Below are 14,018 nucleotides of genomic sequence, written 5' to 3'. Positions count from 1 at the left end.
CCCGTCAGCGCGCCCGGCGCCCGCCAGGTGTCTAGTCCGCCGGGCGGTGGCACGTGAAGCGGGGGCGTGTCGGCAGGGTGTCAGGATGAGGCCGTGACCCCCGGCTCCTCCGCGTGGCGCGCGGACCAGCGCGCCGGGCTGTTGCGCTTCCTGGCCGGTGCTCGGCACCCGCTGGGGTTCGGCTACCTGGAGGCCGACGGCGCCCTGGCCCGGGACCGACCCGTCGAGCTGTGGATCAGCTGCCGGATGACCCACGTCGCGGCGCTCGGCCTGCTCGCGGACGAGCCCGGCGGCCCGTCGGGCGACGAGCTGGGCGACCTCGCGCGCCACGGCGTACGGTCCCTGGCCGGACCGCTGCGCGACCGGGAGTACGACGGCTGGTTCGCCGCCGTCGACGGCTCCGGCCCGGCCGACGACGCCAAGCAGGCCTACGGGCACGCCTTCGTGGTGCTCGCCGCCTCGTCGGCCGCCGCGGCCGGCGTCGAGGGTGCCGAGTCGCTGCTCGGCGACGCACTGGCGGTGTCCGCGCGGCGCTTCTGGGACGACGAGGCCGGGCTCTCGCTGGAGGAGTGGGACCGTGGCTGGACGGTGCTCGACGACTACCGCGGCGTCAACGCCAACATGCACACGGTCGAGGCCTATCTCGCCGCCGGCGACGTGACGGGCGACGCGGTGTGGCACGAGCGGGCCGGGCGGATCGCCGCGCGAGTGGTCGGCTGGGCCTCGGAGAACCAGTGGCGGATCCCGGAGCACTTCACCGCCTCCTGGGCGCCGATGCTCGAGCACCACCGCGACCAGCCGGCGCACCCGTTCCGGCCCTACGGAGCCACGGTCGGCCACGGCCTGGAGTGGGCGCGGCTGCTGCTGGCGGTGGAGGCGTCGCTGGGGACCGCGGCGCCGGGTGGGCTGCGCGGGGCCGCGGTCGAGCTCTATGCCCGGGCGGTCGCCGACGGCTGGGCCGCCGACGGCGCCGACGGGTTCGTCTACACGACCGACTGGGCGGGGGCGGCCGTCGTACGCCAACGGATGCACTGGGTGCTCTGCGAGGCGATCGGCGCGGCCGAGGCGCTGCGCAAGGTCACCGGCGACCCGGCGTACGCCGACGACCTGGCGCGCTGGTGGGACTACGCCGACGCCCACCTGGTCGACCGGGCGCTCGGGTCGTGGCACCACGAGCTCGACGCCGGCAACCTGCCCGCCGCCACGGTGTGGCCCGGCAAGCCGGACGTCTACCACGCCTACCAGGCGCTGCTCGTCGAGAACCTGCCACTGGTGCCGTCGTTCGCTGCTGCGCTGGCGGGTGGGGGTTGATGCTTCACACGGCGTACGCCGCCAGCTCGCCGGCCAGGTCGGCGTGGGCACGCCCACGGACCAGGGTGCCGTCGGCGGTGTGCTCGAGGGAGTCGATCTCGGCCTTCTGGTGGAGCCGGTTGACCAGGTCGCCCCGGTCGTAGGGCACCAGTGCGGCGAACTCCACGCCGGGGCGCGGCAGCTCGCCCTCGATCATCGCCAGCGCCTCGGTGATGCCCTCACCGGTCTTCGCGGACACCACGACGGAGTGCGGCTCACGCTGGCGCAGTCGCGCGATCACCAGCGGGTCGGCGAGGTCGGCCTTGTTGATGACGATGATCTCCGGGACCCCGGACGCGCCGATCTCGGCGAACACCTCGCGCACGGCGGCGATCTGGCTCTCCGGGTCGGGGTGGGAGCCGTCGACGACGTGCAGCACGAGGTCGGCGTCGGCCACCTCCTCCAAGGTGGAGCGGAACGCCTCGACCAGCTGGTGCGGCAGGTGCCGGACGAACCCGACGGTGTCGCTCATGGTGTAGACCCGCCCGTCGGCGGTGGTGGTCCGCCGGGTGGTCGGGTCGAGGGTCGCGAACAGCGCGTCCTCGACGAGGACGCCGGCGCCGGTGAGCCGGTTGAGGAGGGAGGACTTGCCGGCGTTGGTGTAGCCCGCGATCGCGACGCTCGGCACGTGGTGACGGCGACGCTCCTGCCGCTTCACGTCGCGGGTGCCCTTCATGTCGGCGAGCTGGCGGCGCAGCTTGGCGATCTTGGTGTTGATCCGGCGGCGGTCGGTCTCGATCTTGGTCTCACCGGGGCCTCGGCCGCCGATGCCGGCACCGCCGGCCACCCGGCCGCCGACCTGGCGGGACAGGTTGCCGCCCCAGCCGCGCAGCCGCTGCTTCATGTAGTTCAGCTGGGCCAGCTCGACCTGGGCCTGGCCCTCCTTGGACTTCGCGTGCTGGGCGAAGATGTCGAGGATCAGCGCGGTCCGGTCGACGACCTTGACCTTGAGCCGATCCTCCAGGTTGCGCAGCTGGCTCGGCGCCAGCTCGCCGTCGCAGATCACGGTGTCGGCGCCGGTCGCCTGCACGATCTCGCGGATCCCCTCCACCTTGCCGCGGCCGACGTACGTCGCCGGGTCGGGCGAGCTGCGTCGCTGGTAGATCGCGTCGAGCACCTCCGAGCCGGCGGTCTCCGCCAGCAGGGCCAGCTCGGCGAGGTGGTTCTCCGCGTCGGTGACGGTGCCCTCGGTCCACACCCCGACCAGCACGACCCGCTCCAGCCGCAGCTGGCGGTACTCCACCTCGGTGATGTCGTGGAGCTCGGTCGACAGGCCGGCGACCCGGCGCAGCGCGTAGCGCTCGGCCAGGTCCTGCTCGCCGGTGGTCAGTCCGTCGGCGAGCTCGGGGTCGTCGCCGAGCCCGGCGTCGTCGGCGTAGCCGCTCTCGAAGCCGTCGTCGAGCTCGATGTCGGAGTCGTCGGTGTCGTCCCACCCGCGGGTCGCGTCGAGCTCGGCGGACAGGTTGAAGTCAGGTGCGTTCGTCATACGCCGTCCAGGGTAGGTGGGCCTCTGCGCACACGCGAGTCCTTAACGGCCGCCCGGCCGCGGCTCGGCGGCGTACTCCCCCGGCGTCAGACCGGTCACGGCCCGGAAGTCGCGGACGAAATGGGCCTGGTCGGCATAGCCCAGCGACGCGGCCAGCTCGGTCAGGCTCGGCCGGTCCGGGTCAGCGAGTCGACCCGCGGCCTCGTGGAGCCGTCGTCGCTGGATCAGCCACTTGGGAGACAGCCCGATCCGTCGTGCGCAGACGCGCTGCAGCGACCGCTCGGTCATGGCGAAGCGGTCGCACAGCTCCCCCACCCGGGCGATGCCGGGCCGCGCCTCGACCCAGGCGACCAGCTCGTTGACGAGAAGCCCCTCCGCGTCGACGGGCAGCAGCCCGCGCAGCGCGTCCTGGACCAGGCCGGCGGCTGCCGCCTGGGCCTGCGGGTCGCCGGGGTCACGCTCGAGCAGCCGGCGTACGCCGGTCGCAAGGGCGCCGCCGTCGAGGCGGGCCACGCCGTCCAGGTCGAGATCACGGTCGACGAGGGTCCGCATCGGCGCGCCCAGCAGCAGCGCGCCCGCAGCGGGCTGCAGCATCGTGCCGAACGCCCACCCCGACCCGGACAGCTCCCGCGTCGACATCCCGAGCCGCGGCCCCACCAGGCGGGCGTAGTCGGGCGCGACGACCAGCTGGCAGACGGGGTACTGCAGCACCCGCTGCACGGACGTCAGTCCGGCCGGCAGCGCCCACACCGGCACCCAGAAGCGGCGCACCACGCCGGCGACGTCCGGCGAGGCGGCGAACCGGTCGATCGGTGGCGAGTAGCCCGCGGCGTCACGCAGGTGGGCGCGTTCGACCGGGTCGTCGCTCACCATGTGTCGGATTCTTTCAAGCCGCGCCGACATCCGGCGGGCACGATCGGTCCCATGGACCAGCGCATCGCCGACCACCTCGCCAACGCCGACACCTTCACCGCGCTGGTCGCTGCCGTCCCCGAGGACCGGTGGGACTCGCCGAGCCCCTGCGAGGGCTGGGCGGCCGCCGACGTCGTCCAGCACGTCGTCGACACCCAGCGCGACTTCCTGGCCCAGCGCGGGGTGGCGCTGCCCGACGCCCCTCAGGGTGGGCCGGCCGAGCGTTGGGCGGCCCACGACGCCGCCGTCCGCGAGGTGCTGGCCGACGAGGCCCTGGCCACCGCGGCGTACGACGGCTACTTCGGGCCGACCACGCTGGCCGACACCCTGCGCGATTTCTACGGCTGGGACCTCGTCGTCCACCGCTGGGACCTCGGCCGCGCCGTCGGGCAGGAGGTCACCTGGACCGACGCGGAGACCGCCTTCGTGGAGAGCCAGCTCGCCACCTTCGGCGACCAGCTCTATGCCGAGGGCATCTGCAAGCCGGCCCTCGACGCCCCCGAGGGGTCCTCCGAGCAGACCCGGGTGCTGGCGTTGCTGGGCCGCCGGGGCTGAGGGATTTCGCGCCTCCGAGGCGCCACTTTGCTCATTGTCGGCCGGAAATGGGCGATTTCGCTCCTCGGAGGCGTCACCACCCCGCCACCGGCCGCCCCCACGGGCACTAGCGTGTCGCCGTGCCCTCCGCAGACCTGCCCAGCCGTGCCCGTGTCGTGATCATCGGCGGCGGCGTGATCGGCTGCTCGATCGCCTACCACCTCGCCCACGAGGGCTGGACCGACGTCGTCCTGCTCGAACGCGACCGGCTGACCTCGGGCACCACCTGGCACGCCGCCGGCCTGATGACCTGCTTCGGCTCCACCTCGGAGACCAACACCGGCATCCGGCTCTACTCCCGCGACCTCTACGCCCGCCTGGAGGCCGAGACCGGCCAGGCGACCGGGTTCAAGCCGGTCGGGCTGATCGAGGCCGCAGCCGACGCCGACCGGCTCGAGGAGTACCGACGCGTCGCCGCCTTCCAGCGCCACCTCGGTCTCGAGGTCCACGAGATCTCGCCGCGGGAGATGAGCGACCTCTTCCCGTGGGCGAGGACCGACGACCTGCTCGCCGGCTTCCATGTGCCGGGCGACGGACGGGTCAACCCGGTCGACCTGACCGCCGCGCTGGCCAAGGGCGCGCGACAGCTCGGCGTCCGCGTCGTGGAGGGGGTCTCGGTCGAGGAGGTGCTGACCGCCCAGGCCGGTGAGATCAGCAGCGTGACCGGCGTCCGCACCGCCGCGGGCGACGTCGAGTGCGAGGTCGTCGTCAACGCCACCGGCATGTGGGCTCGCGAGCTCGCGGCACAGAGCGGCCTGGTGGTGCCCAACCAGGCCGCCGAGCACTACTACCTGATCACCGACGCGATCGAGGGGATGGACCCCGAGGCGCCGATCTTCGAGGACCCGGCCGCCCACGGCTACTACCGCGAGGAGGGCGGCGGCATGATGGTCGGCCTCTTCGAGCCGCGCGCCGCCGCCTGGAAGGTCGAGGGCATCCCGCGCGACTTCTCCTTCGGCACCCTGCAGCCCGACTGGGACCGGATGGCGCCCTTCGTGGAGACCGCGATGGCGAGGGTGCCGATCACCATGGAGGTGGGCGTCCGCACCTTCTTCTGCGGTCCGGAGTCGTTCACCCCCGACCTGGCCCCGGCGGTCGGCGAGGCGCCGGGCATCCGCGGCTACTTCGTCGCCGCCGGCATGAACTCCGTGGGCGTGCTGTCCGCCGGCGGGCTCGGCCGCGTCGTCGCGCACTGGATCGTCGACGGGCGCCCCGACGTCGACGTCACCGGTTTCGACGTACGCCGGTTCGCGGCCTACCAGGCCGACGACGGCTACCGCGCCGCTCGCACCACCGAGATCCTCGGCACCGTCTACGCCGCGCACACCCCGGGCAAGCAGCTGCACACCGCACGCGACGCGCTCCTCTCCCCCGTGCACGACCGGCTGGTGGCCGCCGGCGGCCTGATGCGCGAGGTGTCCGGATGGGAGGGCGCCGACTGGTTCGCCGGGCCGGGGGCGACCCCCGAGGCCACGCCGACCTGGGGGCACGCGCCCTGGTTCGACCGCTGGCGCGAGGAGCACCGCGTCGTCCGCGAGGGCGTCGGGCTGATGGACATGAGCTTCATGGCGAAGTACCTCGTCGAGGGCGCCGACGCCGGGCGGGTGCTCGACCTGCTCTCGGCCGGTGCGGTCGACGGACCGGCCGAGACGATCACCTACACCCAGTGGCTCGACGACGACGGGCGGATCACCGCCGACCTCACCGTCACCAAGCTGGCCGCCGACCGGTTCCTGGTCGTCGCCTCCGACACCGCCGCGGGTGCCGTGCTCGACCAGCTGCGGCGCGGCATCGGGTCGGCCGCCGCGACGGTGCGCGACGTCACCGCCGAGATGGCGCAGCTCAACGTGCAGGGGCCACGCTCACGCGAGCTGCTCGGCGGGCTGACCACGGCCGACCTGTCGACCGCGGCCTGGCCGTTCCGGACCGCCCGGCGGATCTCGGTGGCCGGCGTCGAGGTCCTCTGCGCCCGCATCACCTACCTCGGCGAGCTGGGCTACGAGCTCTACGTCGCCGCGGAGGACGCGCTCACGGTCTACGACGCGGTGCTCGCCGCCGGGTCGGCGTACGACGTCGCGCCGGTGGGCCTGAAGTCCCTGGCCTCCCTGCGGATGGAGAAGGGCTACCGCGACTTCGGGCACGACATCGACAACACCGACTGTCCGCTGGAGGTCGGCCTGGGGTTCGCGGTCGCGTGGGACACCGACTTCCGCGGCAAGCAGGCGCTGGTCGCGCGCCGGGAGGCGAACACCGCCCGAGGGGGGATGAGCCAGCGGCTGGTGCAGCTGCGGCTGACCGACCCCGGGCCCCTGCTCTTCCACGCGGAGGTGGTCTATCGCTCGGGCGTGCCGGTGGGCTACGTCCGAGCCGCGTCGTACGGCTGGACGGTCGGCGCCGCGGTGGCGCTGGCCTTCGTGTCGGCCGGCGACGGGCTGGTGTCCGCCGACTGGCTGGCCGCCGGCGAGTGGGCCGTCGACGTCGCCGGCGTCAGGCATGCGGCGGAGGTGTCGCTGCGCCCGTTCTACGACCCCTCCTCCGCCCGGGTGCGCGCCTGAGCCTGCGCCGTCGGACGCCTAGGAGGAGCTGCCCGGGCGGAACGGAGCCGGGGAGGCGAACAGCCCGTCGAGCTTGTGGAACGACTGGTTCCAGCCGGTCGAGGCGTGCCCGATCAGCATCTCCGGGAAGGGGCCCTGTCGGAGCTCCAAGCGGGTGCCCTCGCCCTCGGGGCGCAGCTCGACGCTCATCGTGACCTTGGCGCCGTCCTCCAGGCCGGGGAAGTCGCGCACGATGTCGTAGCCGACGAGCAGCCGGTCGGGCACCACCTCGATCAGCGTCGCGCTGACCGGGTTGCGCTGCTCGTGGTCGTGGTTGGCGACCATCATCAGCCGCCAGTGACCGCCGACCCGGGCGTCGACGTCGATCTCCCCGGCCGGGCAGTGGTAGGCCAGCGGCCCGAACCACTGGCCGAGCTGCTCGGGGTCGACGAAGGCCTGGTAGACCTCCGCCGGAGTGGCGTCGAAGTAGCGGCTGAGGTGGATCTCGGAGAGCTCGGTCATGGTGTGTCCTTTCCTCGGGTGGTGGCGGTCGTCGTACGGCGCCGCGCGAGATGGTCGGCGAGTCGGTCCATCCGGTGGTCCCAGGGGCCGAGCAGGCCGTCCATCCAGGCACGCGCTTCGGCGAGGCTCTCGCCCCGAAGCGAGCTGGGACGCCACTGCGCCCGGCGGTCCCGGCTGACCAGGCCGGCCTCCTCGAGCACCTTCAGGTGGCGCGAGATCGCGGGCAGGCTGATCGGGAACGGCTCGGCCAGCTGGGTGACCGTGAGCGTGCCCTGCCCCAACCTCTCGAGCATCGCCCGCCGCGTCGGGTCGGCCAGCGCCGCGAACACCTGGCTCAGCTGGTCGGTCGCCATACTTGCGCTCCTGATTAATTAACGATGTCGTTAAATTAGCCGGTGCCCGAGAGGGCGTCAAGCCCTCCGTGGAGCGCAGGGCTGGCAGGATGCGCGACGTGGACGTCGTGCGGCTGTCGGCAGACGGGCGGGAGCTGAGCCCCCTCGTCACCGCCGCGGTGGCCAGGGCGCCCGCGCGGTCCTCGACCACCGCGGACGACCCCACGGCGCCGCAGGAGTGGCACGACCGCCCGCGGCGCCGGATCCTGGGCATCGTGGGCGCGCCGGGGGCCGGCAAGTCGACGCTGGCCGCCGCGGTGGCCGCCCTGCTCGAGGATGCGGTGGTCGTCCCCATGGACGGCTTCCACCTCGCCGACGTCGAGCTGCATCGCCGGGGGCTGCTGGAGCGCAAGGGAGCACCCGAGACCTTCGACGGCTGGGGGTACGCCGCCCTGCTGGCCCGGCTGCGGCGACCGGCACCCGGCGAGCTGGTGATGGCGCCGGCGTTCGAACGCGACCTGGAGCAGCCGCTGGCCGGCGCGATCCCGGTGCCGCCGACCGTGACCACCGTGGTGACCGAGGGCAACTACCTGCTGCTCGACAGCCCCGAGTGGGCGGCGGCTCGCGCGCAGCTCGACCAGGTGTGGTTCGCCACCGTCGACGACCACGTCCGCCTGGAGCGACTGGTGGCGCGCCACGTGCGGTTCGGCAAGTCGCCCGAGGCCGCTCGCGCCTGGGTCGAGAGCGTCGACCAGCCCAACGCGCGCCTGGCGGCGGCCGGCGCCGTGCGCGCGGACCTCAGGCTGGACCTGACGGACTGGCGGCCCGGCGGCTGACCACTGGGTCGTGTGTCCCGGCCCGCGGAGACCACGACGGCTCGGACACACAACCCCCGCCACACCCGGGTCGTGTGTCCGGGCCCGCGGAGACCACGACGGCTCAGACACACAACCCCCCCCACACCCGGGTCGTGTGTCCCGGCCCGCGGAGACCACGACGGCTCGGACACACGCGCCGCGGGCGAGCAGGCGCGGCTACTTCGGAGGCATCCGGATGCCGCCGTCGACGCGCACGACCTCACCGTTCATGTAGGGGTTGGTCAGGCACTCGACGACCATCGACGCCAGCTCCTCGGGGCGCCCCAGCCGCCGCGGGAAGAGCACGCTCTCGCCGAGCTTGGCCTTGAACTCCTCGGCGTCCTCGGCGAAGTCATAGATCGGCGTGTCCACCAGCCCGGGCGCGACCGTGGTGAGCCGGATGCCGGCGGCGGCGAGGTCGCGGGCCACGGGCAGCGTCAGACCCACGAGACCCCCCTTGGACGCGGCGTAGGCCGCCTGACCGATCTGCCCGTCGAAGGCCGCGACGCTCGCGATGTTGACGATGGCGCCGCGCTCCCCCGACTCGGTGGGCTCCAGCCGGCTCATCGCCGTGGCCGCCAGCCGGACCGTGTCGAAGGTGCCGACCAGGTTGATCGCGACCACCCGTCGGAACGCCTCCAGGTCGTGGGCCGAGTCGAACTCGCCGTCCCGGCCGATGGTGCGCTGCGCCCAGCCGATGCCGGCGGAGCACACCAGGGCGCGGAGCGGCCCGAGCGCGGCGGCCTGCTCGACGGCCGCCCGGATCGAGGCGGAGTCGGTCACGTCGACGCGGGCGAACACCCCACCGATCTCGGCCGCCAGCGCCTCACCCTTCTCGGCCTGGAGGTCGGCCACGACCACCGTCGCGCCGCGGGCCGCCAGGGCTCGGGCGACGCCGGCACCGATGCCGGAGGCGCCGCCGGTGACCAGGGCCGAGGTTCCTGCGATCTCCATGCCGGCGAGCATAGGCCGCGCGGGTCTCAGAGGTCGGTGCTGCCCTCGGCAACCAGGACGGCGGGGCCGGTGAGGAGCAGCCGGTCGTCCTCGGTCCACGTCACCGACAGCTCTCCACCCGGGACGTCGATGCGGTACGCCGTCCCGAGTGGCACCCCGTCGACGGCCGCGGTCGCCACCATCGCCGCGCAGGCACCGGTGCCGCACGACCGGGTCTCCCCCGAACCGCGCTCGTGGACCCGCATGGCGAGATGTCGCGCGCCGCGGCGCACCACGAACTCGACGTTGACGCCGTCGGGGTAGAGCTCGCCGTCGACGTCGGGCGGCTCCCGGAGCGGTCCCGCCTGCGCCACGTCGTCGACCCAGGTCACGGCGTGCGGGTTGCCGGTGGTCACCTGGAGCGCCGCCTGGGGTGTGCCGCGACCCACACGCACCCAGGTGTCGCGCCCGATCACCGGCGTCCCCATGTCGACGGTGACAAGCTCCCCGTCGACGCTGACCTGCTTGAGCCCGTCGCGGGTGCCGACCGGGAAGTCCTTGCTCGAGACCAGCCCGGCGTCCACGAGGTAGCGGGCGAACACCCTGATCCCGTTGCCGCACATCTCGGCCACCGAGCCGTCGGCGTTGCGGTAGTCCATGAACCACTCCGCCTCCACCGACGCGTCGACGGCGGCCGACCGCACCACCCGCAGCACGCCGTCGCCGCCGATGCCGGCTCGCCGGTCGCACAGCGCCCGCACCCGCTCGGGGCTGAGGTCACCGTGGACGCTGCCGTCGGCGTCGGGCAGCAGCACGAAGTCGTTCTCCGTGCCGTGGCCCTTGAGGAACGGGTAGCTCACGGCGTCCAGTCTGCCAGCCGACCCCGGATCCACCCTCCTCCTCGGCGCCGGTCACCCGGCGCGGGAAACGGGCCGACGGCGGCGACGACCGCCGGGTCTCGCACCACCTAGCTGCCCGCGCTGACGAACGAGACGGCGCGGGAGAGGCGTTCGGGGTCGTCGAAGCGCACCCAGTGGATGCGGGGGTCCTTGCGGAACCACGAGTCCTGGCGGCGGGCGAAGCGGCGAGTGGCGCGCACGGTGTCGTCACGGGCCGCCTCGAGACCGCACTCGCCCCGGAGGTACGCCGACACCTGGCGATAGCCGATCGCCTCCCGCGCGGTGCGCCCCTCGTCGAGACCCGCCTCCCGGAGCCGGCGTACCTCCGCGACGAGGCCGGCCCCGAACATCGCCTCGACCCGCGCCTCGATCCGCGCGTCCAGGGTGGGTCGGTCGATGTCGACCCCGATCTGCACGGTCGCGGGGTCGGCGTACTCCAGGCGCGGCAGCGAGGCGGAGAAGGGCCGACCGGTCAGCTCGACCACCTCCAGCGCACGCACGATCCGGCGGCCGTTGTCGGGGAGGATCCGCCCGGCCGCCTCGGGGTCGACGTCGCGGAGCCGCTCATGGAGAGCGGGTGCGCCCACCTCGGCCAGCTCGGCCTCCCACCGAGCCCGGACGTGCGCGTCGGTGCCCGGGAACTCGAACCGGTCCAGGACCGCCCGCGTGTAGAGCGCCGAGCCGCCGACCAGCACGGGCGTGACCCCTCGGCGGCGGAGCCCGGCCACCACCGCCCGCGCGCGGCCCTGGAAGTCGGCGACGGTGAGCGGCTCGGTCACCTCGAGCAGGTCGAGCAGGTGATGCGGCACACCGCGGCGCTCGTCGACCGGCTGCTTGGCGGTGCCGACGTCCATGCCGCGATAGACCGCCATCGCATCGGTGTTGACGATCTCGCCGCCGAGACGCTCCGCGAGATCGAGGGCCAGCCCGCTCTTGCCGGAGGCCGTCGCGCCCACCACCGCCACGATGGGTGGGGCGGCGGCCGGGGCGGACATGCGGGCTAGTCTTCCCGACAGCGACCCCTGCACACGGGCGGGGCCGACGGAGGAGGGTTGATGGGATTCCTGGACGACGCCAAGGACAAGCTCGGCGACCTCGTCGACGAGCACGGTGACAAGGTCTCCGAGGGCATCGACAAGGCCGCTGAGCTCATCGAGGACAAGACCGGCGGCAAGTTCGACGACAAGATCGAGATGGGCGCCGAGAAGGCCAAGGACGCCCTCGACGCGCTCGACGGCAAGAACGACGACCTCTGAGCGGTCGCTTCGTCGTCGTCCCGGCCGCCTACGTCTTCCTCCTGCGCGAGGGGGCGGCCGGGACCGAGGTGCTGCTCCAGCTGCGGCGGCACACCGGCTACATGGACGACCACTGGGCCGCGGCGGCCGCGGGCCACGTGGAGCGTGGCGAGACCGCCTTCGACGCAGCGGCGCGTGAGGCCGTCGAGGAGATCGACGTCCACGACGTCGACCTGGCGTTCGTCACCGCGATGCAGCGCACCCGCCACGCCGACCCGATCGACGAGCGCATCGACTTCTTCTTCACCGCGCGATCCTGGCGCGGGGAGCCGCGGATCATGGAGCCGGCCAAGTGCGCCGAGCTCCGCTGGTGCCCGCTCGTCGACCTCCCCGACCCGGTGGTGCCGCACGAGCTGGTGGTGCTGCGCTCGCTGAGCGGCCCGCCGCTGCCGGCGTACTCGACGTTCGGGTTCTGACCCCTCTCCGACCGTCTCGACGTTGCCCGATCCGCTCACCTGTGTTTGGGTGAAGCGCATGACTGTTCGGGCAGCCGACCAGACCGAGGCATCCCAGCGGGAGGCCCTGGTGGTCCTCGACGGCGTCAACAAGTGGTTCGGCGACCTTCATGTCCTCCAGGACATCAACCTCACGATCGGCCACGGCGAGGTCGTCGTGGTCATCGGCCCCTCGGGCTCCGGCAAGTCCACGCTGTGCCGCACCATCAACCGTCTCGAGACCTTCGAGAAGGGCTCGATCACCCTCGACGGCCAGCCGCTCCCCGAGGAGGGCAAGGCACTCGCCGACCTGCGCGCCGAGGTCGGGATGGTCTTCCAGAGCTTCAACCTGTTCGCCCACAAGACGATCCTCGAGAACGTCACGCTGGGGCCGATCAAGGTCCGCAAGAAGCCGGTCAAGGAGGCCGAGGAGCGCGCGCGCACCCTCCTCGAGCGGGTCGGCGTGGATGCGCAGTCCGACAAGTATCCCGCGCAGCTCTCGGGCGGACAGCAGCAGCGCGTGGCCATCGCGCGGGCGCTGGCCATGGAGCCCAAGGTGATGCTCTTCGACGAGCCCACGTCGGCGCTGGACCCGGAGATGATCAAGGAGGTCCTCGACGTCATGGTCGACCTGGCCCAGGGCGGCATGACCATGGTCGTCGTCACCCACGAGATGGGCTTCGCCCGCACCGCGGCCGACCGGGTCGTCTTCATGGCCGATGGCCAGATCGTGGAGGAGAACACTCCCGACGAGTTCTTCACCAACCCGCAGTCCGACCGCGCCAAGGACTTCCTCGGCAAGATCCTGAAGCACTAGGGGGCGCACACCTGATCCACCCGAGGCCGACCAGCCCAGCGTGAGCACGCGAGACGACCACACGTGAACGAGGAGACGAACCCATGCGACTGACGAAGATCACCGGAACCCTGGCGGCCGTGGCACTGGCCGCCGCCCTGGCCGGCTGCGGCGACGACGGGGGTGGCGGGACCGACGTGAAGGTGGCGGACAACCCCGAGTTCGAGGCGGGCAGCACGATGGCCACGCTGGCCGACGCCGGCGAGATCACGATCGGCGTGAAGTACGACCAGCCCGGGCTGGGCTTCCTCGCACCCGGCGCGGACGCGCCCGAGGGCTTCGACGTCGAGATGGGGCGGATCGTGGCCGCGGCGCTCGGCATCAGCGACGACGGCATCACCTGGAAGCAGACCGTCTCCGACAACCGCGAGCCGTTCCTCAAGGACGGGACCGTCGACCTCGTCGTGGCGTCGTACTCCATCACCGACGACCGCCGCACCGAGGTCGGCCAGGCCGGGCCCTACTACGAGACCGGGCAGCAGCTGCTGGTCCGCACCGAGGACGCCGACTCGATCACCACCCCCGAGGACACCGCCGGCAAGAAGGTCTGCTCGGTGACCGGGTCCACGTCCCTGCAGCGCATGGAGGACGAGTACGGCGCCAGCCCGGTGCCCTACGACACCTACTCCGAGTGCGTCGACCAGCTGATCAACGGCACCGTCGACGCGGTGACCACCGACGGCGCGATCCTGCTGGGCTACGCCGCCGACCACCCCGACGAGATCGAGGTCGTGGGCGAGCCGTTCAGCACCGAGCGCTACGGCATCGGCTTCAAGCACGGCGACCAGGCGATGTGCGACTTCCTGAAGGAGACCCTGCAGACCTCCTTCGACGACGGCACCTGGGCCGAGGCGTTCGACACCACGCTCGGTGAGTCGGGGGTGGACGCGCCGTCGACGCCGACCCTCGACGACGCCTGCTTCACCGGCTGAGCCGACACGGGTCGCCGTGGCCGGGCCTGCGCCGCAGGCCCGGCCACGGGACCGGACGCCGCGTCACTGAGCTGACCACCGG

At 72.9% G+C, this 14,018-nt stretch carries 15 protein-coding genes; 8 read left to right on the top strand and 7 right to left on the bottom strand.

The window, feature by feature from the left end:
* Positions 1-93: 93 nt before the first annotated feature.
* The gene (locus R2740_RS03505; protein ID WP_371301308.1) at positions 94-1,311 is read left to right on the top strand and encodes an AGE family epimerase/isomerase; all 1,218 of its coding nucleotides are present in this window, start codon (positions 94-96) and stop codon (positions 1,309-1,311) included.
* A 4-nt stretch (positions 1,312-1,315) separates the two neighbouring features.
* On the opposite strand, the gene hflX is transcribed toward R2740_RS03505, so the two are convergent.
* Positions 1,316-2,836 (bottom strand): GTPase HflX, encoded by a 1,521-nt coding sequence (gene hflX, locus R2740_RS03500; RefSeq protein ID WP_371301307.1) that lies wholly within the window; start codon positions 2,834-2,836, stop codon positions 1,316-1,318.
* A gap of 42 nt (positions 2,837-2,878) precedes the next feature.
* Complete coding sequence (locus R2740_RS03495; protein WP_371301306.1) at positions 2,879-3,709, bottom strand: helix-turn-helix domain-containing protein; 831 nt, start codon at positions 3,707-3,709, stop codon at positions 2,879-2,881.
* Between the two features lie 51 nt (positions 3,710-3,760).
* Between R2740_RS03495 and R2740_RS03490 the strand changes: the two genes are divergently transcribed.
* Together R2740_RS03490 and R2740_RS03485 are read left to right on the top strand one after the other, a co-directional pair.
* Positions 3,761-4,303 (top strand): TIGR03086 family metal-binding protein, encoded by a 543-nt coding sequence (locus R2740_RS03490; RefSeq protein WP_371301305.1) that lies wholly within the window; start codon positions 3,761-3,763, stop codon positions 4,301-4,303.
* Between the two features lie 119 nt (positions 4,304-4,422).
* On the top strand, positions 4,423-6,897 hold the full coding sequence (locus R2740_RS03485; RefSeq protein WP_371301304.1) for an FAD-dependent oxidoreductase: 2,475 nt from the start codon (positions 4,423-4,425) through the stop codon (positions 6,895-6,897).
* A gap of 18 nt (positions 6,898-6,915) precedes the next feature.
* Here R2740_RS03485 and R2740_RS03480 read toward each other — a convergent pair whose 3' ends face one another.
* Complete coding sequence (locus R2740_RS03480; RefSeq protein ID WP_371301303.1) at positions 6,916-7,398, bottom strand: SRPBCC domain-containing protein; 483 nt, start codon at positions 7,396-7,398, stop codon at positions 6,916-6,918.
* On the bottom strand, positions 7,395-7,751 hold the full coding sequence (locus R2740_RS03475; protein WP_371301302.1) for an ArsR/SmtB family transcription factor: 357 nt from the start codon (positions 7,749-7,751) through the stop codon (positions 7,395-7,397). Before R2740_RS03475 ends, R2740_RS03480 begins: the two co-directional genes overlap by 4 nt.
* Positions 7,752-7,840: 89 nt before the next feature.
* Here R2740_RS03475 and R2740_RS03470 point away from each other — a divergent pair, with 89 nt between their 5' ends.
* Positions 7,841-8,566 carry a nucleoside/nucleotide kinase family protein gene (locus R2740_RS03470; protein WP_371301301.1) on the top strand — a complete coding sequence of 242 codons (726 nt, stop codon included), beginning with the start codon at positions 7,841-7,843 and terminating at the stop codon, positions 8,564-8,566.
* Positions 8,567-8,764: 198 nt separating this feature from the next.
* Here R2740_RS03470 and R2740_RS03465 read toward each other — a convergent pair whose 3' ends face one another.
* The 3 genes from R2740_RS03465 to miaA form a co-directional block, all read right to left on the bottom strand.
* Entirely contained in the window at positions 8,765-9,541 is a 777-nt protein-coding gene (locus R2740_RS03465; RefSeq protein WP_371301300.1) for an SDR family NAD(P)-dependent oxidoreductase, read from the bottom strand.
* A 26-nt stretch (positions 9,542-9,567) separates the two neighbouring features.
* The gene (gene dapF, locus R2740_RS03460) at positions 9,568-10,380 is read right to left on the bottom strand and encodes a diaminopimelate epimerase (RefSeq protein WP_371301299.1); all 813 of its coding nucleotides are present in this window, start codon (positions 10,378-10,380) and stop codon (positions 9,568-9,570) included.
* A 107-nt stretch (positions 10,381-10,487) separates the two neighbouring features.
* Positions 10,488-11,414, bottom strand: a complete 927-nt coding sequence (gene miaA, locus R2740_RS03455; protein ID WP_371301298.1) for a tRNA (adenosine(37)-N6)-dimethylallyltransferase MiaA — start codon at positions 11,412-11,414, stop codon at positions 10,488-10,490.
* 60 nt (positions 11,415-11,474) lie between these two features.
* On the opposite strand from miaA, the gene R2740_RS03450 reads away from it, so the two are divergent.
* The 4 genes from R2740_RS03450 (at position 11,475) to R2740_RS03435 (ending at position 13,936) form a co-directional block, all read left to right on the top strand.
* Positions 11,475-11,675, top strand: coding sequence for an antitoxin (locus R2740_RS03450; RefSeq protein ID WP_371301297.1), 201 nt, complete (start codon positions 11,475-11,477; stop codon positions 11,673-11,675).
* Complete coding sequence (locus tag R2740_RS03445) at positions 11,672-12,130, top strand: NUDIX domain-containing protein (protein ID WP_371301643.1); 459 nt, start codon at positions 11,672-11,674, stop codon at positions 12,128-12,130. The genes R2740_RS03450 and R2740_RS03445 overlap by 4 nt, the downstream gene beginning before the upstream one ends.
* A gap of 58 nt (positions 12,131-12,188) precedes the next feature.
* Positions 12,189-12,965: an amino acid ABC transporter ATP-binding protein gene (locus tag R2740_RS03440; RefSeq protein WP_371301296.1), complete on the top strand. Its 777-nt coding sequence runs from the start codon at positions 12,189-12,191 to the stop codon at positions 12,963-12,965.
* 83 nt (positions 12,966-13,048) lie between these two features.
* Positions 13,049-13,936 (top strand): glutamate ABC transporter substrate-binding protein, encoded by an 888-nt coding sequence (locus tag R2740_RS03435; protein WP_371301295.1) that lies wholly within the window; start codon positions 13,049-13,051, stop codon positions 13,934-13,936.
* Positions 13,937-14,018 lie beyond the last annotated feature (82 nt).

Source organism: Nocardioides sp. (assembly GCF_041393715.1).
Lineage (GTDB): Bacteria > Actinomycetota > Actinomycetes > Propionibacteriales > Nocardioidaceae > Nocardioides.
This window is presented reverse-complemented; position numbering and strand designations above follow the sequence as displayed.